Consider the following 24,900-nt stretch of genomic DNA (forward strand, 5'->3'; position numbering starts at 1 on the left):
AAAGAATTATCCTTCGCTAATTATTCTATAAGTATATTTTAGCCTTAGGATATCTCTTTGTAAAAGTGTAATAAGAAATAAAATAAATTAATATGCTTAGAACACTTTTAAGAGTGGTTCTAAACATATTATACGAGGAGGGAAATATCATGAAGAGGTCAAAACGATTTGAAATATTGGAACAAAGAGAAGTAAATAAAGACGGATTTGTAAAAGAATGGCCTGAAGTTGGATTGATAGCCATGAATGGTCCTAATGATCCAAAGCCAAGTATAAAAATAGAGAATGGAAAAGTAGTAGAATTAGACGGAAAAACTAGAAACGACTTTGATATGATAGATATATTTGTTGCTGATTATGCTATAAATTTAGATAAAGCAGTTGAAGTTATGGGAAAAGATTCAACTGAATTGGCAAAGATGATTGTGAATGTTGATGTGCCTAGGGAAGAAATAATTAAATTAACTACAGCTATGACACCAGCTAAGATTGTAGATGTGGTTGAGCAAATGAATGTAGTTGAAATGATGATGGCATTACAAAAGATGAGGGCAAGAAAAACACCTTCAAACCAATGCCATGTAACCAATGTAAAGGATAACCCTGTACAGATTGCAGCCGATGCAGCAGAGGCAGCATTGAGGGGATTCGATGAGATGGAAACTACAGTTGCTGTGGCCAGATATGCACCATTAAATGCATTGGCGTTATTGACAGGAGCACAGGTTGGAAGGGCAGGTATATTGACCCAATGTGCTGTTGAGGAAGCTACAGAGTTAGAACTTGGTATGAGAGGATTAACTTGTTATGCAGAGACTGTTTCTGTATATGGAACTGAAAGTGTTTTTGTGGATGGAGATGATACGCCTTGGTCTAAGGGATTCTTGGCATCTGCATATGCATCTAGAGGACTTAAGATGAGATTTACATCAGGTACTGGTTCAGAAGTATTGATGGGTTATGCAGAAGGTAAATCTATGCTTTACCTTGAGGCAAGATGTATATATGTTACTAGAGGAGCAGGAGTACAAGGTCTACAAAATGGTTCCATTAGTTGTATAGGGGTTCCGGGCTCAGTACCATCAGGAATCAGAGCTGTATTGGCAGAAAATCTTATAACAACAATGCTAGACATGGAAGTTGCATCAGGAAATGACCAAACTTTCTCCCATTCACCAATGAGAAGAACTGCAAGGACACTTATGCAAATGTTACCAGGAACAGACTTTATTTTCTCAGGATATAGTGCTGTGCCTAATTATGACAATATGTTTGCTGGTTCAAATTTCGATGCTGAAGACTTTGATGACTATAATATTATCCAAAGGGATTTAAAGGTAGATGGAGGATTGAAGCCTGTATCTGAAAAAGAAATTGTAAGTATAAGAAATAAAGCTGCTAAGGCAATTCAAGCTGTATTTAAAGGATTGGGATTGCCACAAATAACAGATGAAGAAGTAGAAGCTGCTACTTATGCCCATGGAAGTAAAGACATGCCAGAAAGGGATATGGTACAGGATATAAAGGCTGCTGAAGAGATGATGAAAAGAGGAATAACAGGTATAGATGTAGTGAAGGCACTTCATGAAAATGGATTTGAAGATATATCACAAAGGGTTCTTAATATGTTAAAACAAAGGGTTTCTGGAGATTATCTTCATACATCATCAATAATAGACAGCGATTTTAATGTAATAAGTGCAGTTAACGATCGCAATGATTATATGGGACCAGGAACGGGATATAGACTCAGTGAAGAGAGATGGAATGAAATAAAAGACATCCCTAATGCCAAGAGTCCAGAGGATTTTGAATAGAGATAAAAGCTCGAGAGGAGGTAAAATAATGGCTGTTAATGAAAAAATTATTAAAGAGATAGTAGATGAAGTATTAAAGAGTTTAAATAGTAAAGATAATAATTCATCAAATATTAGCAATAAAAGAGAAGATAATTGTAAAGATGGATTGAAACTTGAAGTACTGGGAGATGCCAAAAAAGGTACTAGAAATGATGAGGTAGTTATAGGTATCGCTCCAGCATTTGGAATATATCAAAATAAAACTATAAATAAATTACCCCATGATAAAGTATTGAGAGAATTAATTGCTGGTATAGAAGAAGAGGGATTAAAGGCACGTATTGTAAGGGTTAATAGAACTTCAGATGTGGCATTTATAGGATTAGATGCTGCAAAGTTAAGTGGCTCAGGAATAGGTATAGGATTACAGTCTAAAGGAACTATTATTATTCACCAAAAAGATTTATTTCCATTAACTAATTTGGAATTATTCCCCCAAGCCCCAGTAATTACTTTAGATGTATATAGGTCTATAGGAAAGAATGCAGCTAAATATGCCAAAGGAGAGTCTCCAAACCCAGTAGCTACAATCAATGATCAAATGGCTAGACCAAAATTTCAGGCATTAGCGGCACTTTTGCACATAAAGGAAACAGAGCATGTGGATAAAAATGCTAAAACTCAAGAGATAAAATTTGAAATTTAATATGTGGAGGTGAAGATAATGAATAATGAAAAAATGATAGAGGAAATTGTAAAAGAAGTAATGATGTCAATGGGTGGAAATATAGAAGAGAAAGTAGAATCTAAGTCTGATAGCAAGAATCTAAATAGTGATATAAATCCAAATAGAGATTATCCATTGGCTAAAAAAAGACCAGAGCTAGTTAAAACACCTACAGATAAAAAGTTAGACGATATAACATTGGGCGGAGTGTTAGAAGGAAAAATAAATGCTAATGATGTGAGGATAGCACCAGAGACTTTGGAGATTCAAGCACAAGTTGCTGAAGGAGTAGGCAGAGATGCCTTTGCTAAAAATTTGAGAAGAGCAGCAGAGCTTATAGCAGTACCAGATGATAGGATATTAGCTATATACAATGCCCTTAGACCTAATCGTTCTACTAAATCAGAGCTTTTAGAGATAGCTGATGAATTGAAAAATGAATACGGTGCAGTAATAAATAGTGATTTTGTAAAAGAAGCGGCAGAAGTGTATGAGAAAAGGGGCATGCTTATAAAGGAATAGTTAGCTGATAGTATCTGGGAGGTTTTTGATATGAAATTAATAGCAGGTATAGATATTGGAAATGCCACCACAGAAACAGCCATAGCTAAAATTTATGACAACGATGTGGAATTTATATCCAGTGGAATAGTTGAAACCACAGGTATAAAGGGAACTAGAGAAAATATTCATGGGGTATTTGCCTCCCTTAAGCAAGCATTAAAAAAGGGTAAAGTAGATATTGAAGATTTAGATTTAGTTAGAATAAATGAGGCAGCGCCAGTAATTGGTGATGTGGCAATGGAAACTATTACTGAAACTATAATTACTGAATCTACAATGATTGGACATAATCCATCCACACCTGGGGGAATAGGTCTAGGTGTGGGATATACAATAAATATAAAAAATATAAAGAATATGACAGAGAAAAAGCCTCTGATAGTAATAGTGCCAAAAGAAGTGGATTTTTTACAGGCTTCGTCCATTATCAATGAGGCCATAGAAAGTGGCATGGATATACAAGGAGCTATAGTACAGAGTGATGATGGTGTCCTTATAAATAATAGAATATCTAAGGTTATTCCTATAGTAGATGAGGTAGCCTTGATAGAGAAGGTACATGAAGGAGTAAAGACAGCTATAGAGGTAGCACCAGTTGGTGGAGTAGTGGAAGTTCTTTCTAACCCCTTTGGTATAGCAACAGAGTTTGGTCTTGACTCCCAAGAGACTAAAATGATAGTGCCTATAGCTAGAGCCCTTATAGGAAATAGATCAGCTGTAGTAATAAAGACCCCTAAAGGGGATGTAAAGGAGCGAAAAATTCCTTCAGGGAAGATAAATGTATTGGGAAAAAAGAGAAAAATGGATATAGATGTAGATGAAGGTGCATCGGCAATAATGGATGTATTAAGGGAATGTAACCCCATAGAAGATATAAAAGGAGAACCGGGTACCAATGCAGGAGGCATGTTAGAGAAAGTAAGACAGGTAATGGCTAATCTTACTAGTCATCATCCCAATAGTATAAAGATACAAGACTTATTGGCAGTAGATACCTTTGTACCACAAAAGGTAAAGGGAGGTCTTGCAGGAGAGTTTTCCATGGAAAATGCAGTAGGTATTGCAGCGATGGTAAAGTCGGATAAATTACAAATGCAGATGATAGCAGATGAATTGGAAAAAGAGATAGGCATTGAAGTTGAAGTTGGTGGAATAGAGGCAGATATGGCCATAAGAGGTGCCCTTACTACACCAGGGAGTAATACACCATTGGCTATATTGGATATGGGAGCAGGTTCCACAGACGCATCATTGATAAGTAGGGACATGGAAATAACATCTATGCATTTGGCTGGTGCGGGAAATATGGTAACCATGCTTATAAATACTGAATTGGGATTAGAAGATAAAGATTTAGCTGAAGATATCAAAAAATACCCCCTTGCTAAAGTAGAAAGTCTTTTTCATATAAGACATGAAGACGGATCGGTGGAGTTTTTTGAAAATCAATTGGATCCTAAAGTTTTTGCGAGAGTAGTAATACTGAAGGAAGAAAATATGATTCCTATCCCTATAAATGAGTCCTTAGAAAAGATAAAGATGGTCAGAAAGGCTTCTAAGAAAAAGGTGTTTGTGACCAATGCTATAAGGGCCCTTAAGATGGTAAGCACAACGGGAAATATAAGAGATATTGACTATGTAGTATTGCTGGGAGGTTCAGCACTGGATTTTGAAATTCCTCAATTAGTTACTGATAGTTTAGCCCAATATGGAATAGTATCGGGCAGGGCAAATATAAGAGGTATAGAGGGTCCCAGAAATGCAGTAGCTACAGGGTTGGTATTGTCATATGGAGAAGTGAAAGCAAATGAATAATAAACCTACTATAAATATATATTATTCAAATAGTATAAAAGACGATTCTTCATATACTCCATTAATATGGGGAATAGAAGAAGAGGGACTTCCCTATCAGTGTGCTTCTAAGGATTTAAATAATGCAATAGAATTGGCATATAATGCAGCAGAGAGTTCTAGATTAAGTGTTGGAATAGGCATAGATAATACTGGGGATGTGGTATTACATTATCAAAAATTAGATAAGGACAAGCCCTTATTTAAGATTAATATAGATGAAGGATCTGATTATCTAAGAAAATTAGGAGCCAATGGCGCTAGATTAATAAAAGGAATACCCTTTAAATCCTTTGAGGATGAAGATATTGAAGAAAAATTTGAGAATTCATTGGATACAGAAAAGGATAATGTGAAACAAGAAAATATAGATATAAAAGATATTGTAACGGAAGTGATAAAGAAACTATACGGTGAGGGGGTGTAATATTTGTATAAATTTGCACTGGGTATGATAGAAACAGTTGGCTTAGCAGCAGGAATAGAGGCTGCCGATACTGCAGTTAAATCTGCAAATATTAAGCTCTTGGGATATGAGTTGACAAGAGGTGGTGGTCTTGTAACAGTAAAGATTGCAGGAGATGTGGGAGCAGTAAAGGCCGCAGTTGAAGCGGGCAGCATTGCTGCTGAAAAAGTTAATAAAGTATGGAGCAAGCTTGTTATACCTAGACCCCATGATGAAATACAAGGATTGATTAAAAGTATGGAAACTGTTGGTTTATGTAATGATGAGACAGAAAAAAAAGAAAAGAAGTCAGAAAAAGAAGATAAAGAAATTGAAGAAGAACACAAAGAAGTTGAAACTATTAACATAAAAGAGGTTGAGACATCAGAAAATCAACAGAAAAAAGAGAAAATAGAACAGGAACCTTTAGTAGAAGAAGATTTAAATGAAGAAAATAATAAAAAAAAAGAAGATATCTGTAATCTCTGTGGGGATCCGAAATGCCCTAGAAAAAAGGGAGAATCCAGATCTCTTTGCATACACAACAAAAATAAAAGGAGGAATTAATAATGGGTGAAGCATTAGGAATGATAGAGACAAAAGGATTGGTAGGAGCAATAGAGGCAGCAGATGCAATGACAAAATCAGCAAATGTTACATTAATAGGATATGAAAAGATAGGCTCAGGATTAGTTACAGTAATGGTAAGGGGAGATGTGGGAGCAGTAAAGGCATCTACAGATGCAGGAGCTTCTGCAGCAGAAAGAGTTGGAGAATTGGTATCTGTACATGTGATTCCAAGACCACATATGGACACAGAAAGAATTTTACCAAAGGTTGATAAAGAATAGTAATGATTGGATTATAAGTATAGGGAGAGAGTTCTATGACACAGATTGATAGGGCACTAATTGAAAAAATAACAGAAGAAGTAAAGAGACAGATACAGAAATATGAAACAGGTATCCCTGTGGGTGTATCCAATAGACATATACATCTTAGTCAGCAGGATTTATATAGGTTGTTTGGAGATGGGTATCAGCTAACTAAATATAAAGATTTAAGTCAGCCTGGACAATTTGCAGCTAAAGAGACAGTAACTATAATAGGGCCCAAGGGTAGCTTTGAAAGGGTTAGAATATTGGGCCCTGTAAGAGAAGATACCCAAATAGAAATATCTGTATCTGATGGATTCAAACTAGGAATAATTCCCATAGTTAAAGAGTCTGGAGATATTGATGGTACACCAGGAGTAATTATAGAAGGGCCTAAAGGAAAGGTTCAAAAAGACCAAGGAGTAATAGCGGCACTTAGACATATTCATATGCCTGTAGATTATGCCAGAGAACATGGCTTTAATAATGGAGATATGGTGACTGTATTGACAGAGGGAATAAGAAAGACTGCATTTTACAATGTATTGATAAGGGTTTCAGATAAATACAATCTGGAAATGCATATAGATATGGATGAAGCAAATTCTTCAGGGCTCAAGAACGGTGACAGGGTAAAGATAGTGAAAAAATAAAGGGAGTATTTATATGAATCTTTCAAATGTAAATGAATACATTGAAAAATTTAATAAACTGATAATGAACAAAGAGAGTAAATTTGAAGAGGGTAATCTAAAGGTAGGAATAGATTTGGGAACAGCTAATATAGTATTGGCAGTGGTAGATGAGGCAGGAAACCCCATAGCAGGAGCATCTAGAGAAGCAAAGGTAGTAAAGGATGGACTAGTAGTAGATTACGTGAAGGCCATAGATATAGTCAGGGAATTGAAGGCAGAGGTAGAAGATATTTTGGGAGAAGATATAAAAGAGGCAGCAGTAGCCATTCCCCCAGGAACCTTGAAAGGCAATACAAAGGCTATAGCCAATGTAGTGGAATCTGTAGGTATAGAAGTTATAAATGTAGTAGACGAACCCACAGCAGCAGCATCAGTATTAAAGATTACCGATGGAGCAGTTGTAGATGTAGGGGGAGGTACTACAGGTATAAGTGTATTGAAGGATGGAAAAGTAATATATGTAGCTGATGAACCCACAGGTGGGACCCATATGACTTTGGTGTTAGCTGGTAGTTATAGGCTTTCCTTTGATGAGGCAGAAAATATAAAAAGAGAGGCTAAAAGGGAGAAGGAAGTATTTACAGTAGTAAAACCAGTGGTGGAAAAAATGGCTGATATAGTAAAGAGGCATCTATCCAATTACCCTGTGGACAAGATATATATAGTTGGAGGGGCATGTAGCTTCAGTGAATTTGAAGATGTGTTTACAAAGTATATAGGGACAGAAAGTGTAAAACCATCGATGCCCCTTTTAGTTACTCCCCTAGGTATAGCATTAAATTGTAATAGGGATGGTGAATAGATTGGGTTTTGATGAAATGATAGAGATTATTGTAAAAGAAGTAGTAAAAAGAATAAATAGTGAAATACAGCCTCCAAAGAAAGAAGCATTGTTGATATTTACAGGTGCAATATCAGGATGTAATGATGCTTTAAATGCATTGAAAAAAATGGGTAAAGAGGGTTATAACTTTAAAGTAGTTTTATCTGAGAGTGCCCAGCAGATATTGGACCAAGATAAGATAAAAGAAGAGCTGGATGTGACAGATATATATGTGGATGGAACTCCAGAGAATGTAGACTATTTGAAAAGGGATATAGATAAAATAGTGATTCCTACATTGACCAGAAATTCTGCTGCAAAAATAGCAATGGGTATATCGGATACATTGGCCACATATCTAGTATCTTGGGGTATAATGTCAAATATCCCCATAGTGGCATCTATAGATGGATGTAATCCTCAAAAGAGTAAATCATCAGCTTATAGGGATATGCTTAATAACAATATAGAGATATTGAAGGAGTATGGAATAGCATTAAAAGAGGCTAAGGATATCTATAAATGTGAAAAAAATATTGTCCAATGTGAATATAAAAAAGAAAAAGAAGTCTTCTTAGAGAAGAAATTGATTACTAGAGAAGATGTGATAAATGCCAAAAATAATAATCAGCAAATATTAGTTTCTAAAAACACTATAATTACCCAACTTGCAACAGATATAGCTCGACAAATAGGAGTTACTATAAAAACCACAAATTAAAGGTGGGTTTCATATGTATATAGGAAAAATAATAGGAGTGGTTGTATCTACCACTAAAGATCAGGGACTTGTAGGAAAAAAACTTTTAATAGTACAACCAATAGATACTAAAAACAATCCCATAGGAAATTGTGAAGTAGCCATAGATTCCGTAGGGGCAGGTGCTGGAGAAGTTGTACTGGTAGCTACTGGGAGTTCTGCAAGGCAGATTTTCAATGATGAAAAATCTCCAATAGATAGATCAATAGTGGCTATAATTGATAACATTGAAGTTACTCAATAAAGGAAGTGATATTTTGGGAAGGATATATACCAAAACTGGTGACAGAGGAGACACTGGTTTGTTTGGAGGTAGTAGAGTTAATAAGGACAACCTAAAAGTTGAGTGCTATGGAACAGTAGATGAAGCCAATTCTATGATTGGAGTAGCGTATTCGCTAGTAAAGAATAGAGAAATAAAAGATGAATTGAGAGAAATACAGAAGAGATTATTTATTGTGGGAGCTGAAATTGCCAGTGATGCCAATGGTGTAGAAAAACTTACCGATAAAATATCTCAGAGAGATGTAGAGTTATTGGAAGAGACTATAGATATACACACAGCAGAGGTTGAACCGCAAGATGGTTTTGTAATACCTGGGGGAGCCGTTTCAGCATCGACGCTGCACATGGCTAGGACCGTAGTTAGGAGAGCAGAGAGGCTCGTAGTTTCCCTGGATAATCAGGTTGAAATCAATAGCAATATAAAAAAATATTTAAATAGATTATCTGATGTATTATTCATAATGGCAAGGGTAGAGGAAAAATATAACTTTATTCAAGAAGTAAAATCAAGGGTACTAGATAGACTTAAAGATAATACAATAGAATGGAATTTGAGCTTGAAACTTAGCAAAAAGATGGCAGAGGCAGCAGAGAGAAAGGCAATAGAAATAGGAGTGCCTGTGGTATTTACTGTGATGGATGCAGGAGGAAATATAGTATTAGTTCATAGGATGGAAGACTCTTTGTTGGCAAGCCTAGATATATCTATGAATAAGGCATATACATCGTTGTCTCTAAAAATGTCCACTGATAAAGTTGCCAATATAGTAAAAGAAGACAGTAATTTATATGGCATACAGTGGAGTAATAAAGGCAGAATAGTTCCCTTTGGTGGAGGTTATCCATTGAAGCACAAAGGAAAAATTATTGGGGGAATAGGCGTAAGTGGCGGCACAGTTGAACAGGATGTTAAGGTAGCATTAAATGCATTAAAGGTATTTGAGATTGAAAGGAGTTAATAATTATGGCTATAGATACAATGGATATAGAAAAAGTAGTAAAGGCAGTTTTGGAAAAAATGGATACCGAAGGTCATTCTATAGAAGGACAAAGTCCCCAAAATGGTATATTTTCAGATATGGATATGGCCATAGAAGCAGCATGGAAAGCTCAAAAGAGATTTTTTAAAGAATATAATTTGGAAGATAGAAGTAGAATTATAAAGGCTATGAGGGAAGATCTCATGGAAAATGTAGAGCTCTTGGCAAGATTGGGAGTAGATGACAGTGGAATGGGAAGATATGAGGATAAACTAGTAAAAAACAAACTTACAATAGAAAAAACTCCTGGAGTGGAAGATTTAAAGGCAGAGGCATATACAGGGGATTCAGGTATTGCATTGATAGAGCTTTCTCCATATGGAGTAATAGGAGCAATAACACCTTCAACTAATCCATCAGAGACAGTAATATGTAATAGTATAGGGATGATAGCAGCAGGAAATTCAGTAGTATTTAGTCCCCATCCTGGTGCTAAAAATATATCAATGAAAACCATAGAAATAATAAACAATGCTATCAAAAGAGCAGGAGGACCAGATAATCTAGTAGTTACAGTGGACAATCCAAGTATTGAGAATGCCCAAAAGATGATGACCCATGAAAAGGTGAAGATGATTGTGGCCACAGGAGGTCCAGGAGTAGTTAAATCAGCAATGTCTAAGGGGAAAAAGGCCATAGGAGCTGGGGCAGGTAACCCACCAGCATTGGTAGATGAAACTGCTGATATAGAAAAGGCTGCAAGAGATATAATAGCAGGATGTAGTTTTGATAATAATTTACCCTGTATTGCAGAAAAAGAGGTAATAGTAGTAGATAGTGTGGCAGATTATCTAATATTTTCAATGAACAAAGAAAATGTATATCATCTAGAGAATAGGGCAGATATAGATAGATTGGTAAAGATAGTATTCGATGAACAAGGAAGACTAAATAGAAAATATGTTGGAAAAGACGCCAAGTTTATATTAAATTCAGCAGGGATAAAATGTGAAGAAGATGTTAGGGCGGTAATAATGGAGGTAGAAAAAGATCATCCTTTTGTATTAGAAGAATTAATGATGCCAATATTGCCCATAGTTAGAGTAAAAGACGTTGAAGAAGGGATTAACTTAGCAGTAGCAGTGGAGCAAGGCAATAGACATACTGCTATCATGCATTCTAAAAATATAGATAACTTAACAAGATTTGCTAGAGAAGTAGAAACAACCATATTTGTAAAAAATGCACCTTCATTTGCAGGGCTTGGATATGGTGGAGAAGGGTATGCCACATTTACTATAGCAGGTCCTACAGGAGAAGGATTAACTTCAGCTAGAAGTTTTGCGAGAAAGAGAAAATGCTCATTGGTAGGAGGATTTTCTATTAAATAAAAGGGACAATATTGTCCCTTTTACAAAGGAAATCGATTGCAATAAAATATACACTCAAAAACAACAAATAATAAAATAGGAGGGATGGAAATGGATGTACAACTGATTTTTGCTGCATTTGGAGGAGGTATATTGGGAGCAGCATTAGGTGCATTACCAGCATTTATATTTACAGGATTTGTAGGACTAATAGGTATAGCAGTGATAGCAGCTGGAGGCTCGGCGGCCATATTGAATGATGTAACCTTTGGCACATTATTAGGACCTCATATTGCCTTTGCAGGAGGAGTAGCTGCAGCGGCATTCGCAGGAAATAAAAGAGAACATTTAGAGACGGGACTAGATATAATAACATCATTGAATAAATGTAAAGACCCCATGGTGTTGTTAGTGGGAGGCTTTTTCGGTATCATAGGATTTGTATTAAATAATCTATTTGTAAATATGAATATACCTACAGATACAGTGGCATTAACTGTGTTTGTATCTGGAGTAATAGCTAGAATATTATTTGGACAAACAGGTGTCTTTGGTAAATTCAATAATATTGATGGACAGAAGAGGACAATAGCACCAGATTCTAACAGTATAGTGATGGACATAATAATAGGATTAGGATTTGGACTAGTTGTATCATATTTGATAATATTGACAGAAATCACTACTTTAGGATTTTGTATAAGTGCGGCATCATTAATATTTGTTCAAATGGGATTTGAGGCTCCAACTACACATCATATAACTATGGTTGCAGGGTATGCGGCTATGGCGACAGGAAATATGCTCATTGGTGCATTGGCGGCAGTTATAGCTAGTATATTGGGAGATTTAATAGGTAGAACAGTGAATAGTCATTGTGATACACATATTGATCCCCCTGCTACTACCATATTTATATGTAGCCTTGTAATCTTTATAGTATTTTAGTAATTAGAATAAGATATGCTTCCATTGAGGCATATCTTATTCCTATGATAAAATAGTTTCTAGTATATTTAAATTTTAAATAATTGAGTAAAGTGGTGATGTGGTTTGAATAGATCTTTGGGATTGATAGAGTTATCTAGTATATCCAAGGGTATAGCTATATTAGATGATATTATTAAAAAAGTGGAAGTGGAGGTACTAACGGCCAGGTCTATATGTCCAGGAAAGTATATGATTTTAGTACAGGGCAATACTAGTTCTACAAAAATAGCAGTAAATACAGCAAATGAATTGGGACAAAAGTCTATATTAAAGAGTGAAGTAATAAATAATCTTAATGCCCATGTGTTTTCTGTAATAAAGGGAAAGATAACACCTAAAAATATAAATGCCCTGGGAGTTGTAGAGACCAGAAATGTTATTTCTTCTATATTAATAGCAGATATGGTATGTGATTCATCAGATGTGGAACTTATAAAGATAAGACTGGGAAATGGCATAGGAGGGAAAGGGTTATTAGCTTTTACAGGAGATGTATCATCGGTGAAAAATGCTGTAGAATATTGTAAACGTAAAGATGAATTATATAAAGGAGTTATAGATTACCAGATGATAAATTATCCCAGTATAACCACTATAAATAGTATATAAATACTTATTATATAACAAAAGATTATTACTTAAAAAAGGAGAGGGTTTCTGTGAATAATGGGAAATCTAATTTAAGTTTAGAGAATATAAAGATACAAGATGTAATTGATGTGGAATTTTTACAAAAGATACAAGATGATTTTGCAGCAGCAGTGGGGGTAGCAAGTATTACCGTGGATTTAGAAGGAAACCATGTAACTAACCCTAGTAACTTTACAGAATTCTGTGATATAGTACATTCAACTAAAATAGGCCATAGTCGATGTGCAGCATGTGATAAAAAAGGTGGAGAAGAAGCTGTAAATACAGGCAGACCAGTTATACATGAGTGTCATGCAGGACTGATTGATTTTGCTGCACCAATAATACTTGAAGGCAAGTTAATCGGAACAATCCTTGGGGGGCAAGTATTGGCAGATTTTCAAGGAAAAAAAAATATAGAGAAATAGCCTTGGAGATTGGGGTAGATGCATCAAGCCTCATAGATGCTTCAAAGAGAGTTAAGAGGGTATCCAAGGATCAAATTCGTGCTGCGGCTGAAGTATTATATTCTTTAGCCAATAATATGGCAAAGGATTGGTATAATCGATATAAATTAAAGGATGCTGCAGATACATTAAATGAGAGTTTAAGTCAAATTGCAGCTACTATGGAAGAGTTGGCAGCATCGGCACAAGAGTTGACTAATACTCAAGATAGTCTAAATAAAGAGATTGATAATGTCAATGATATGTCTGAACAAATTAGCCAAGTGCTAGAGTTTATCAAAAAAATAGCCGATGAAACTCAAATGCTAGGTTTAAATGCTGCTATTGAAGCCGCTAGAGCTGGAAATGCAGGGCTAGGGTTTGGAGTCGTTGCAGAAGAAATAAGAAATTTATCTAGTCAGTCTAAAGAAACTGTTGGTGAGATAAGGTCTTTTATTGAGAATATTCAATCTTCAGTAAAAAATACTGTGAAAATGGGAGATAATACTGCATTAGTTACAGAACAACAGGCAGCAGCCGTACAGCAAGTAACTGCAAGCATAGAGGAGATAACAGCTCTATCGGAAAATTTAAATGAACTTGCTAAAGGGGATAATTAATCTGGATTTTTGAATGTTCAAAAAGTTTCTTGACTTATATTTTCTAAGCTGTTATAATACCTATAAATCATTTCGAAGGAGAATAAAGAATGAATACTTTACTGAATATATATACACAATTCTTTTTTAATAGCCAATTTAGATAGGGTTTGTACCTATGCCTAATTAGACATAGATATAAACCCTAAAAGATTAACAAAATTGTTTTTTAGGGTTTATATCTATGTTGGCGTATATTTAATAAATATGTGTATCTATATTTGAGTAATATTTTTTATATATTAATATATATGTGAATTGAAGCCACATAGATCAAAATGGTCTGTGTGGCTTTTTATTTTGCAAAAAATATAAGAAGGGAGCAATAGTATATGGATGCAGTAATAGGTGTTATGATTCAAAGCTTAATATTAGGAGTCATGGTATTGGGAGTATATATAAGCTATAGTATTTTAGATTTTCCTGATATGTCGGCAGATGGAAGTTTTGCATTGGGAGGTGCCATTGTAGCGGTAGTGTTGGGATATGGTATATCTCCAATAGTCGCAACTATATTGGCAATATTAGCAGGGCTCTTGGCAGGACTTTTGACAGGGATACTCCATGTGAAGGCCAGAATATCTAATCTTTTGTCGGGAATTTTGGTTATGGGTATTTTATATTCACTAAACTTAAGGATTATGGGAAAGGCCAATATACCTTTGTTTAATGAGAGGCATGTCTTTACAATTATAGATAACCCATTGATATTTTCCATAGTAATGATAGTTTTAGTAAAATTAAGTTTAGATACATTTTTAAATACAGGACTGGGATATACATTGAAGGCTGTTGGAGATAATGCCCAGATGGTAAAGTCTTTAGGTATAGAAATAGGTAAGGTAAAGATATTTGGATTGATGATTTCCAATGGATTGATAAGTTTATCAGGGGCAATTATGGCACAATATCAAGGATTTGCAGATGCATCCATGGGGATAGGGACATTGGTATTGGGTATTGCATCTATCATAGTAGGGCAAGTAATATTACAAGGGATAAATAAGATAAAGGAAAGTAGTAAGATTTTATTGGGTACTATTGTATATCAAATTACTATATATTTAGCCATGAATATGGGATTAGGTGCTACAGATTTAAAGATGATTACATCTGTAGTAATAATACTATTTTTGGCATCTGGACAATTTAGACAGAAGATATCATTAAAAAGACGATCTGTAAGGGGGTGGTTAAATGTTAAAAGTGGAAAGTCTATCAAAGAGATTTCATAATCCCTATGGTAAAGATAATATAATATTTTCCAATCTGTCATTAGAGATTAATAAAGGAGATTTTGTAAGTATTATAGGGAGCAATGGAGCTGGGAAGTCCACATTACTCAACATAATATCGGGGATCATAGAGCCTTCTTTAGGTAGAATAAGCTTAAAAGATGAAATACTTACTGATATGCCCCAGCATAAGAGAACTCAAATATTGAGTAGGGTATTTCAGTCACCAGATATGGGCGCCTGTCCTTCGATGACAGTAAGGGAAAATCTGTCCATGGCATTAAATAAAGGAAGATTATTAAATTTGAGGAGATGTCTTAGACATAGTGATGAATATTTGGAAGGGATATTAGATGGTGTACCATTAAACTTAAAAAGATATATGGATGTAGAAGTTAGATATCTTTCTGGAGGACAAAAACAGGCATTATCATTGGTTATGGCAACTATATCATCACCTAATATATTGCTTTTAGATGAACATACAGCTGCCTTGGATCCTAAGACCTCAAATGAAATTATGGATTTGACTGAGAGGATAGTCAATGAAAGAAATATAACAACACTCATGGTTACCCATAATTTAAAACATGCATTAGAATATGGAAACAGGCTAATAATGCTTCATAATGGAGAGATTATATTAGATGCCTATGAAGAAGAAAAGAGAAAAATAACTATAGAAGATATATTGTCAAAATTTGAATATGCAGTATAAATTAAAAGGGAGATGATAAAGATGATAAGAAATATGATTAAAATAATTATAGTGACAGTCTTAGGAATATTGGTATTGGCAGGGTGTGGGAAGACTGATTCAGCTCAGAAGAAGATAGAGATAGGAATAAGTCAAATAGTAGAATATAGTGCATTGGATGAAAATAGGGAAGGATTTCTAAAGGCCCTAGAGGATAATGGTTACAAGAATGGAGATAATATAGAAATCGAATATCAGAATGCCCAGGGAGATTTGGCTACAGCCCAGACTATAGCTAAAAATTTTGTATCGAAGGATAAAGAGTTAATATTTGCCATAGCTACTGGATCAGTACAAGGGTCATATAATGCTACTAAAGATATACCTATTTTATTTAGTTCTGTAACAGACCCTGTGGCAGCAGGGGTAGTTGAATCTTTAGAAATGCCAAATACTAATGTTTCTGGTACATCAGATTATATACCTGTGGAAAAACAGATGGATTTAATTAAAAAATTTGTTCCCAATGCTACTAACATAGGGGTCATATATAATACCAGTGAAGTAAATTCTCAGGTACAGGTGTCTAAATTGAAGGAAAGTGCAGATGAATATGGGTATAAAATTGTGGAGGTTGGAGTGACTAGTACCAATGAAGTAAATCAGGCTATATCAAGTTTAACCAAAGATATAGATGTATTATTTGTACCTACTGACCAATTGGTGGTATCGTCAATGCCTGTAATAGTTCAGCAGACTATGAAAAAAAATATTCCTATTATAGCATCTGAAAAGGGCTCAGTAGAATTGGGAGCATTGGTTACCCAAGGAATAAATTATTATGATTTGGGATATAAGACAGGTGAAATGGCTGTAAAGGTATTAAATGGAGAAGATATTTCTAAAATGCCTGTAACAATGATGGATGAGATGGAGATAATAGTAAATGAAGATTCCTTAAAGGCCCTAGGCATTGATAAACCACAGGATGAAAATATAATTTATATCAATACAAAAGAATAGATGCAGTATAGCTAACCATCTTCTATAAGTGGGATATGAATTTTGCCTATGCCATATGTAATCAAAAGCAGTTGAAGATATCTGTACTAAATGGTATAGTATAGATGTAAGTAATTAGGAAATTATGCTGTGAATCAGTATGCAAATGTGGAGGGATTTTATGGAAGAAAAGATGTTTGAATTATTAGAAAAAGTGTATATTGAAGTGCAGGATATGAAGGGCAGAATGGAAGGTATAGAAGGCAGAATGGAAGGCATGGAAGGCAAAATGGAAGGCATGGAAGGCAGAATGGAAGGTATGGAAGGCAAAATTGAAGGCATGGAAGGCAAAATTGAAGGCATGGAAGGCAAAATTGAAGGCATGGAATCCAGAATGGAAGGCATGGAAACTGAAATGCGGCAAGGGTTTCTTAGACTTGAAAATAAGATGGATGAAAATGATAGAGCACTATATGATGGATATAAGCAAAGTATTGAAGGAATAACAGATATTAGACATAAATTAGATAAATTGACAGATAAAGTGGAAAATCAAGAAATAAGATTACAGGTATTGAAGACAGCCAAGTAAAAAACTTGACAAATATAAAGGTATGGAATAAAATATGACTACAAAGTCACATGACTATGTAGTCATATTTTTTTAATCTCAAGATGACTATGTAGTCACATACTATTTAAGGAGTGATTATATGCCAACAGATACATTTTTCAATTTATCAGAAGAAAAGAGAAATAAAATTCTAAATGTGGCCATAGATGAATTTGCAGAGTATTTTTATCATAATGCCAGTATAAGTAGAATAGTAAAAGAGGCCAATATAGCAAAGGGGAGTTTTTATCAGTACTTTTCAGACAAGAAAGATCTATTTAAATATATTATGGATATATCAGCACAGAAAAAATTAAAATATTTGGCTAAAAGTATAGATGAACAAAGAGAAATGGATTTTTTTCAAAGGGTTAGAGAAATCTATATTATGGGGTTAAGATTTGCAAAAGATCATCCAAAACTTCAAAAGATAGGTATAAATTTAGTTCTTAGTCATGATGAAGGATTTAAAAGAGACATTTTAGGGGAAAATATCCCTAAAAGTGATGAGTTATTTGAAAAGTTGTTAAATCAAGGTATAGAAAGTGGAGATATAAACCCAGATATAGATTTGAAAGTGGTAGCCCACATGATAACTACCATGAGTATATCCATCAGTGAATATTTTCTAATGAAAATGGGAGATAAAGATATTATGGACATTATGAATTTAGTAGATAATATGCTAGATGTGTTTAAAAATGGAATTAAAAATGAAAGGAAGTGAAACTAAATGTTAGATGTAAAAAATCTTTACCATTCCTATACAAAAGACAATAGATATGCTGTAGAAGATGTAAATTTTGAAATAAAAGCAGGTGAGATATTTGGTTTTTTAGGACCCAGCGGAGCGGGTAAATCTACTACCCAAAATATATTGATAGGTTTATTGCCATTGCAAAAAGGAAAGGTGGAATTATGGGGAAAGGATATAAAGAAGTCAAAGGGAGAATTTTTCAATCAGATAGGGGTATCTTTTGAACAACCTAATGTATATAAAAAGCTTAGTGGCTTAGAAAATCTGAATTTTCATAAAAATATGTTTGATGTACCCACTGAAGATCCCATACAGTTATTGAAAATGGTAGGATTAGAGGATGCGGCCAATAAAAAGGCAGGAGGATATTCAAAGGGTATGTTACAACGATTAGTATTTGTGAGGTCTATGATTAATAATCCTAAAATCTGGTTTTTAGATGAACCAACATCTGGACTTGACCCCAATACTGCCAATAAAATTAAAAATATAATAAAAGAAAAAAACAATATGGGCACCACCATATTTTTGACTACCCATAATATGCATATAGCAGAGGAGCTTTGTGACAGAATAGCCCTTATAAATGAAGGCAAGATAGAGCTTGTAAATTCTCCTAGAAATTTGAAGCTTAAATATGGAGAAAAACTTATAAAGGTAGAATACAAAGAAGATGGAAATATGAAGACAGAGAGACTTTCTATTGTAGATGAAAAGGATAAGAAGAGATTAAATGGTCTTATAAATGAAGGTAAAATAGAGACTATGCATTCCCAAGAGGCAACATTAGAAGAGATATTTATAAAGGTCACAGGAAGGGAGTTGAGTTAAAAATGATTCAGAGATTTTTAGCTCTAACCAAGAAAGATATTATAAATGGATATAGGAATTATTTTTTTGTTGTGACCATATTTATAGCAGTATTCTTCGGGCTTGTTATTAATTTTATAGTGCCTGAAGATACCAGTATTAAACCTGATTTATATATTTATAATAGTTATGATGGTGAATATGTAGGACTTATGGATGGAATAATTGAAGGCTCTCAACAAAAACATAGTAATATGTATATGTTGAAATCTAAGAGAGAAGTAGTAGAAAATATGAAGGATAATTTCAATAGTATAGGTTTAGTGATTCTTGAGAAATCAGGATTACCAAATATGGAATTTATAATGCAGGGTTATGAAAATGAAAAGATTGTAAATACCTTAATCTTATCCATGGAAGATGATATTAAAAAGAAAATTTATGGAGATATAAATATAGATACCATAGTGTTGAAACAGGATATGGAGTTAGCTGATATACCCTTTAATAAGAGTATATTGCCCATGTTTTTAGTTATGGAGCCAGTATTATTGGGATTTATAATGATTCTAGCCCTTGTATTTATGGAAAAAGATGAGGGGACTATAAAGTCATATATGGTATCTCCCGGTGGAGTATCCGAATATTTAGCAGCTAAAATTGTATTTATGATAATTTTGGGGTGGATATCGGCTGTTATAAGTACATTAATGGTAGTGGGAGTGAATGCAGACTATATAAAATTATTGTCAATAGTAACGGTAGGAGGGATATTTGCATCGGGATTGGGGCTTATAGTGTCTAGTTTTTTTGATAATCTGTCTAAATCTATGGTTTGGATAATGATAGTTAGTATACTACTATCATTGCCATTTATATCATATTTTGTACCCAGTTTTGCACCTAATTATATAAGACTGATACCAACATATTCATTGCTATTTGCCATGAAGGAAGCAGTATTTCCCACAGGAAACACAGCTATAATATATAATACATTAATTACATTTTGTATACTGGCAGTTATAAATTATATATTGGCATTATTAGTATATAGATATAATCTATCTAAGATGTAAAGGAGGAAAATATGAAGAGAATATTAGCCATATTCAAGAGAGATATAATTAGTAGTTTAAGAGAATTTATGCTCATATATATGATGGTGGCTCCAATACTTTTGGCTATAGGTCTTAGATTTTTCATACCAAGTGTTGGTTCTGCCTCTATTCAATTTGCAGTGGATAATAGTGTAGATAAAGATATAATAGATATATTCAATAGATATGGAAATGTGGAAAGATATGATTCGGTCGAAGATGTTAAAAAAAGAGTCAATAGTATAGATGATATAGCAGGGGTAATTGTAGATGAAAAAAATAATTTTAAGTTGATATTAGAGGGCAATGAGTCCCATGATACTGAAGAAATACCTAAAAAGATAATTAGAAGCATAAAATATGAAGATGGACTCAATACTGGGCATTCAATAACAGATATTGGGATTAAAAACTCTCCTATAGCCACAATAGGAACAACATCCCTTATAATTATGGCCATAGTTATGGGAGGTATAGTAATAGGGCTCAACATAATAGAAGAAAAGGAATCGGGAACAATAAGGTCATTGATTGTATCTCCAATGAGCAAAATTGAATTTATATTGGGAAAGAGTGTAATAGGTGTCATTTTGCCCATAATACAGGTTTATATAATTTTATGGATACTGGGCATGGCCAATGTAAATATATATATGGTGTTGATTTTGACATTGATTAGTATGTTGCTGACCATAACAATGGGATTTTTAATCGGAGTTATAAGTGGAAATCAGATAGCAGGAATTGCAAATTTAAAATTATTGTTTCTGATCGTATCTTTATCTATAATAGGAGCAATAATGCTTCCACAGAGCAAACAATTTTTACTGTATTGGGCACCTCCATATTGGTCATTTATAGGATTTAGGGATATCTTACTTCATAATATTACATGGTATCAATTATTTATATATTGTCTATGGATATTGGGATTAAGTACTATAATATTTATGTTGGTCAGAAAGAAAATTAATAACAGATTATCTTAGGAGAAAGTTATAAGTTAGTAGTTAGTAACTACTAACTTTTTTATTTACAAAAGAATATATATAGTGTAAAATTACACTAAAAGAGAAAAGAGGGTGAAATATTGGATAGAGATAAATTTGTGGACATGGTAAATGACAAATTAAAGCTGATAAGAAACGAATATGATTTTACCCAGGATAGGATGGCGGAAATTATAGGTATATCAAAAAAGACTTTAGTACAGATAGAAAAGGGTAGGTCCAGCTTAGGATGGACAGGGGCTGTAGCAGTATGCACTATATTTAAAGATAGTGAGATATTGCAGATGATATTTGGAGGAGATACTCAAGATATTATATTGTCAATTGCATTTGAAAATTACGATAAGAATTATGAAAATACCATGGGTGGCAAAGTGTGGTGGAGAGATGTAGAAATCAACGGGAATTATAGGATACAACAAAATATAATAAGCAATCACTATAGGATATTGGATGGGGACGATAGGAGGATAAGTTCTTCTTTTGATATTGAATATATAAATAAAAGAATGAAGGAACTTTTAGGAGATGAGTAAATATGATTACAAATATACTTAGAAGATTAATACTTGGAAAAAAAGAAAAATTTACATTTAACAGATATAAAAGAGGAAATATAGATTTCGAAACTATAGGAGATAGTATAGGGTTATATATCCATATACCCTTTTGCAAAAGTATTTGCCCATATTGCCCATACAACAAGATATTGTATGATAAATCCTTAGCAGAAAGATATAGAGATGCCATTATAGAAGAATTAAAAATATATAAGGATATAATAAAGCAAAGAAAAATTACATCCATATATATAGGAGGTGGGACTCCTACATTAATGACATATGAACTCAAGGATATATTAGTCTATATTAGAAATAATTATAATTTTTCTGGGGATATAGGAATAGAAACTCACCCCAATGAAATCAATAGTGAAATCTTAGAAGAAATAAAAAACATGGGCATAACTCATATAAGTGTAGGGGTACAGACATTTAATAATGATACTCTTAGTATTATAGGAAGAAATTACAATAGAGAACATATTTATCAATCACTGGAATTGATAAAAAAGTTTGATTTTAAATGTGTAGATGTAGATATAATGACTAATCTTCCTAATCAGACATTGAAAGATATAGAATATGATATAAAAACAGTGTATTCCTATGATATAGATCAACTTTCCATATATCCTTTAATTATGTTTCCTATGACAGGAATGAAGGAAGCTATGAAAGATAAGGAATTTACAAGATTTGGAGAATTAAAGGAGGCAAAGGTGCTTAAAACTATAGATAATATATCTAAAGAATATGGCTATAGCAGAAGCTCCATATGGACCTATGGAAAGGATGAAGATACTAGATATACATCTGTAACCAGGGAGAGTTTTATAGGATTAGGGGCCGGAGCAAGTTCATATTTTGGTAATTATTTTTATCTAAACACTTTTGATGTAAATGCTTATATAGGGGCATTAAACAAAAAGAATATAGCTATTAATATATTTACAAAAATGACAGATAGGGAAAGTATGGCATTTTGGCTATTTTGGAGATGTTATGATGGAGTAATTGACAAAAATAGATTCTTTAAGATGTATGGTAAAGATATGAAAAAGGAATTTAAATTATTATATAAGATTATGAAGTTATTTAAGATAGTAACAGAAAAAGGGGACAAGCTTATACTTACAGACCTGGGAATATACTTATATCATATGGTGGAAAAGAGGTATTCTACACATTATTTAAACGATATGTGGCAGCAATCAATGGAGGAACCATGGATAAAAGAGCTTAAATTATAGGAGAGGAAAGTCATGAAAATAAAACATTTTTTATCTTTAAGTTATTTTGGAATTAAAACTTTAATATCTAAACAGAGAAAACCTATATTAGGGACAATAATATTGACAGATTATTGTAATTTACATTGTAAACACTGTGCTGTAAATAATATTAAGGCTACTATGTATCCATATGAGGACATAAGGGCTGAAATGGAGAAATTTTATGATGAGGGCATAAGGATATTATTTTTTTGTGGAGGAGAAACCCTACTATGGGAAGATAAAGGCAAAACAGTTAGAGAATTGATAAAAGAGACAAGGGAAATAGGATTCTATATAGTAAACGTAGTTACCAATGGTACAGTAACGTTGGACATACCTGAAGCAGATATAATATTTTTGAGTCTTGATGGATTAAAGGACAGCCACAATATCATTAGAGGAGATACCTTTGATACTATAATGGAAAACGCAGATAAGGCCAAAAACTCCAACATATGTGTATATATGGCGGTTAACAAGTTGAATTATAGAGATATAAAAGGAGTTACACAATTAGTAAATAACCATCCAAATTTAAACTCTATATCCTTTAATTTTCATACCCCTTATAAAGATACAGAGTATCTTAAACTTGATGAAGGGGAAAAAATACAAGCGGTAAATACTATTAAAGAGATGATAAAGACTAAGATGCCAGTATTTAATCTATATAATAGTTTAGATGTATATCTAAAAAATACTTGGAAAAGACCATGCTACCAATGTATAGTTAGCGAATTGGGTAAAAGATATATATGTGGTAGATGTGTAGAAGAAGATGGACTATGTGATGAATGTGGCTATCTATTTTCAGTGGAATTTTCAATGTTATTTAGTGGAGATATAAAAATTATATTTGAAGTGCTTAAGACATATCTAAAGTATGTATAACATGTTTCTTTAGCAATGGCACTATAATATACACAATATTAAGAATATATAAACTTCTATTTTTGGCATAATATTATAATTTTTACATATTTTATATGTTATACTATTATTGTGATTACATAAACTTGAAATTTTAAAAAATTAATTAGAATGGGGGAATTAAAGTATGAAAAAATTTTTTTGTTTTTTAACAATTTTTGCATTGGTATTTTCAATATCTACAACTGTTTTTGCTGAAAGAAGTAAAGAAGTAGAATTTAAAGACTTGATAAATTGGGCTGAAAATAGGGGATTTAGAATTGATGGTGATATTTCAAGTGTTGATTATGATAGTTTAGATCTTAATAAATTGAAAAGAGATTTGGAAGCAGTTAGTTCATTAGGAAAAGAGCTGAATTTTGAAGAATCAAATTATTTACAAAAAGAAAATCTAAATAATTTATCAATTAAACCAACAATAGGAACAAGAGTTTGGGATGAAAAAATTGTACCAATGCTTGTAAAAAAAACTTATAGTGGGACTAAAGATGTTGATGGTGAAGATTATAATTTTAAAGTGTATGTATATATAGATTATAATTGTTTAGTGAGTAGAGTAAATGGTGAAGTTTTAGGAATTGATAGCATTAACAGTGTAACATCTGATGGAGGACAAGCTTCATTCATTAGAGACTATGAGCATGATAGTGGCACAGAAGTTTGGGAGATATCAAGTAAAAGAGCAAAAGTTAGAGGACAAGGTGTTTTTAAAGTTGGAATAGGTGATAATTTTTCATTAAATTGGAGAATTATTTTTAAAGTTTCATTTAAGGCTGGAGAAGGTAAAGCTATTTAATTTTGGAGCATAGATTATGTTTATGGATATAATAGTGATATTGACGCAACTAATATTTATATTTTTGATATTAATAGTGTTGTTTAGTCCAGTTTTAAGTAAAATAATTGGAAATAATTATTTTATAAATATTAAAGAAAATAAAGATCTAATTTTACAATTCATATTTTCCAATGGATTATTAATGCTAACTCTGTATGGATTAAGTTAT

General features: G+C 33.3%; 28 protein-coding genes and 1 pseudogene. All 29 read left to right on the forward strand.

Going from position 1 to position 24,900, the window contains the following annotated elements:
* Positions 1-149: 149 nt before the first annotated feature.
* Positions 150-1,817 carry a propanediol/glycerol family dehydratase large subunit gene (locus Q326_RS0110965; RefSeq protein ID WP_026895436.1) on the forward strand — a complete coding sequence of 556 codons (1,668 nt, stop codon included), beginning with the start codon at positions 150-152 and terminating at the stop codon, positions 1,815-1,817.
* 28 nt (positions 1,818-1,845) lie between these two features.
* Positions 1,846-2,505: a propanediol/glycerol family dehydratase medium subunit gene (locus Q326_RS0110970; protein ID WP_026895437.1), complete on the forward strand. Its 660-nt coding sequence runs from the start codon at positions 1,846-1,848 to the stop codon at positions 2,503-2,505.
* 18 nt (positions 2,506-2,523) lie between these two features.
* Complete coding sequence (locus Q326_RS0110975) at positions 2,524-3,048, forward strand: diol dehydratase small subunit (protein ID WP_026895438.1); 525 nt, start codon at positions 2,524-2,526, stop codon at positions 3,046-3,048.
* A 30-nt stretch (positions 3,049-3,078) separates the two neighbouring features.
* Positions 3,079-4,905 (forward strand): diol dehydratase reactivase subunit alpha, encoded by a 1,827-nt coding sequence (locus Q326_RS0110980; protein ID WP_026895439.1) that lies wholly within the window; start codon positions 3,079-3,081, stop codon positions 4,903-4,905.
* The gene (locus Q326_RS0110985; RefSeq protein WP_026895440.1) at positions 4,898-5,371 is read left to right on the forward strand and encodes a glycerol dehydratase reactivase beta/small subunit family protein; all 474 of its coding nucleotides are present in this window, start codon (positions 4,898-4,900) and stop codon (positions 5,369-5,371) included. Before Q326_RS0110980 ends, Q326_RS0110985 begins: the two co-directional genes overlap by 8 nt.
* Positions 5,372-5,374: 3 nt before the next feature.
* The gene (locus tag Q326_RS19085; RefSeq protein ID WP_026895441.1) at positions 5,375-5,956 is read left to right on the forward strand and encodes a BMC domain-containing protein; all 582 of its coding nucleotides are present in this window, start codon (positions 5,375-5,377) and stop codon (positions 5,954-5,956) included.
* 2 nt (positions 5,957-5,958) lie between these two features.
* A complete protein-coding gene (gene pduA, locus Q326_RS0110995; protein ID WP_026895442.1) occupies positions 5,959-6,240 on the forward strand; it encodes a propanediol utilization microcompartment protein PduA in 282 nt (93 codons plus the stop codon).
* 35 nt (positions 6,241-6,275) lie between these two features.
* Entirely contained in the window at positions 6,276-6,917 is a 642-nt protein-coding gene (gene pduL / locus Q326_RS0111000; RefSeq protein ID WP_026895443.1) for a phosphate propanoyltransferase, read from the forward strand.
* Between the two features lie 13 nt (positions 6,918-6,930).
* The gene (eutJ, locus tag Q326_RS0111005) at positions 6,931-7,761 is read left to right on the forward strand and encodes an ethanolamine utilization protein EutJ (protein ID WP_026895444.1); all 831 of its coding nucleotides are present in this window, start codon (positions 6,931-6,933) and stop codon (positions 7,759-7,761) included.
* A 1-nt stretch (position 7,762) separates the two neighbouring features.
* On the forward strand, positions 7,763-8,503 hold the full coding sequence (locus tag Q326_RS0111010) for a flavoprotein (protein WP_026895445.1): 741 nt from the start codon (positions 7,763-7,765) through the stop codon (positions 8,501-8,503).
* 13 nt (positions 8,504-8,516) lie between these two features.
* A complete protein-coding gene (locus Q326_RS0111015) occupies positions 8,517-8,786 on the forward strand; it encodes a EutN/CcmL family microcompartment protein (RefSeq protein WP_026895446.1) in 270 nt (89 codons plus the stop codon).
* A gap of 13 nt (positions 8,787-8,799) precedes the next feature.
* Positions 8,800-9,786: a cob(I)yrinic acid a,c-diamide adenosyltransferase gene (locus Q326_RS0111020; RefSeq protein ID WP_034601946.1), complete on the forward strand. Its 987-nt coding sequence runs from the start codon at positions 8,800-8,802 to the stop codon at positions 9,784-9,786.
* Positions 9,787-9,791: 5 nt separating this feature from the next.
* Positions 9,792-11,198: an aldehyde dehydrogenase family protein gene (locus tag Q326_RS0111025; protein ID WP_026895448.1), complete on the forward strand. Its 1,407-nt coding sequence runs from the start codon at positions 9,792-9,794 to the stop codon at positions 11,196-11,198.
* A gap of 90 nt (positions 11,199-11,288) precedes the next feature.
* On the forward strand, positions 11,289-12,125 hold the full coding sequence (locus Q326_RS0111030) for a DUF7973 family transport facilitator (protein ID WP_026895449.1): 837 nt from the start codon (positions 11,289-11,291) through the stop codon (positions 12,123-12,125).
* 105 nt (positions 12,126-12,230) lie between these two features.
* Entirely contained in the window at positions 12,231-12,776 is a 546-nt protein-coding gene (locus Q326_RS17180; protein WP_051531400.1) for a BMC domain-containing protein, read from the forward strand.
* A 152-nt stretch (positions 12,777-12,928) separates the two neighbouring features.
* Positions 12,929-13,293 (forward strand): annotated as a pseudogene (locus Q326_RS19010) (PocR ligand-binding domain-containing protein); the annotation flags it as partial.
* Between the two features lie 132 nt (positions 13,294-13,425).
* Entirely contained in the window at positions 13,426-13,863 is a 438-nt protein-coding gene (locus Q326_RS19015) for a methyl-accepting chemotaxis protein (RefSeq protein ID WP_284071435.1), read from the forward strand.
* 371 nt (positions 13,864-14,234) lie between these two features.
* Positions 14,235-15,137: an ABC transporter permease gene (locus Q326_RS0111045; RefSeq protein ID WP_026895450.1), complete on the forward strand. Its 903-nt coding sequence runs from the start codon at positions 14,235-14,237 to the stop codon at positions 15,135-15,137.
* Entirely contained in the window at positions 15,100-15,855 is a 756-nt protein-coding gene (locus tag Q326_RS0111050) for an ABC transporter ATP-binding protein (protein WP_026895451.1), read from the forward strand. Before Q326_RS0111045 ends, Q326_RS0111050 begins: the two co-directional genes overlap by 38 nt.
* Before the next feature lie 21 nt (positions 15,856-15,876).
* Positions 15,877-16,857: an ABC transporter substrate-binding protein gene (locus Q326_RS0111055; RefSeq protein WP_026895452.1), complete on the forward strand. Its 981-nt coding sequence runs from the start codon at positions 15,877-15,879 to the stop codon at positions 16,855-16,857.
* Positions 16,858-17,017: 160 nt separating this feature from the next.
* A complete protein-coding gene (locus Q326_RS0111060) occupies positions 17,018-17,428 on the forward strand; it encodes a hypothetical protein (RefSeq protein ID WP_026895453.1) in 411 nt (136 codons plus the stop codon).
* Positions 17,429-17,549: 121 nt separating this feature from the next.
* On the forward strand, positions 17,550-18,176 hold the full coding sequence (locus Q326_RS0111065; protein WP_026895454.1) for a TetR/AcrR family transcriptional regulator: 627 nt from the start codon (positions 17,550-17,552) through the stop codon (positions 18,174-18,176).
* 6 nt (positions 18,177-18,182) lie between these two features.
* On the forward strand, positions 18,183-19,037 hold the full coding sequence (locus Q326_RS0111070; RefSeq protein WP_026895455.1) for an ABC transporter ATP-binding protein: 855 nt from the start codon (positions 18,183-18,185) through the stop codon (positions 19,035-19,037).
* A gap of 2 nt (positions 19,038-19,039) precedes the next feature.
* Complete coding sequence (locus tag Q326_RS0111075; RefSeq protein ID WP_026895456.1) at positions 19,040-20,095, forward strand: ABC transporter permease; 1,056 nt, start codon at positions 19,040-19,042, stop codon at positions 20,093-20,095.
* 11 nt (positions 20,096-20,106) lie between these two features.
* Entirely contained in the window at positions 20,107-21,105 is a 999-nt protein-coding gene (locus Q326_RS0111080) for an ABC transporter permease (RefSeq protein ID WP_026895457.1), read from the forward strand.
* Between the two features lie 101 nt (positions 21,106-21,206).
* Entirely contained in the window at positions 21,207-21,662 is a 456-nt protein-coding gene (locus Q326_RS0111085; RefSeq protein ID WP_026895458.1) for a helix-turn-helix transcriptional regulator, read from the forward strand.
* Between the two features lie 2 nt (positions 21,663-21,664).
* Positions 21,665-22,939, forward strand: a complete 1,275-nt coding sequence (locus Q326_RS0111090; protein WP_026895459.1) for a coproporphyrinogen-III oxidase family protein — start codon at positions 21,665-21,667, stop codon at positions 22,937-22,939.
* Between the two features lie 12 nt (positions 22,940-22,951).
* On the forward strand, positions 22,952-23,854 hold the full coding sequence (locus tag Q326_RS0111095; RefSeq protein ID WP_026895460.1) for a radical SAM protein: 903 nt from the start codon (positions 22,952-22,954) through the stop codon (positions 23,852-23,854).
* Between the two features lie 166 nt (positions 23,855-24,020).
* Positions 24,021-24,689 carry a hypothetical protein gene (locus Q326_RS0111100; protein ID WP_026895461.1) on the forward strand — a complete coding sequence of 223 codons (669 nt, stop codon included), beginning with the start codon at positions 24,021-24,023 and terminating at the stop codon, positions 24,687-24,689.
* Positions 24,690-24,900 lie beyond the last annotated feature (211 nt).

It is taken from the genome of Clostridiisalibacter paucivorans DSM 22131, assembly GCF_000620125.1.
GTDB lineage: Bacteria > Bacillota > Clostridia > Tissierellales > Clostridiisalibacteraceae > Clostridiisalibacter > Clostridiisalibacter paucivorans.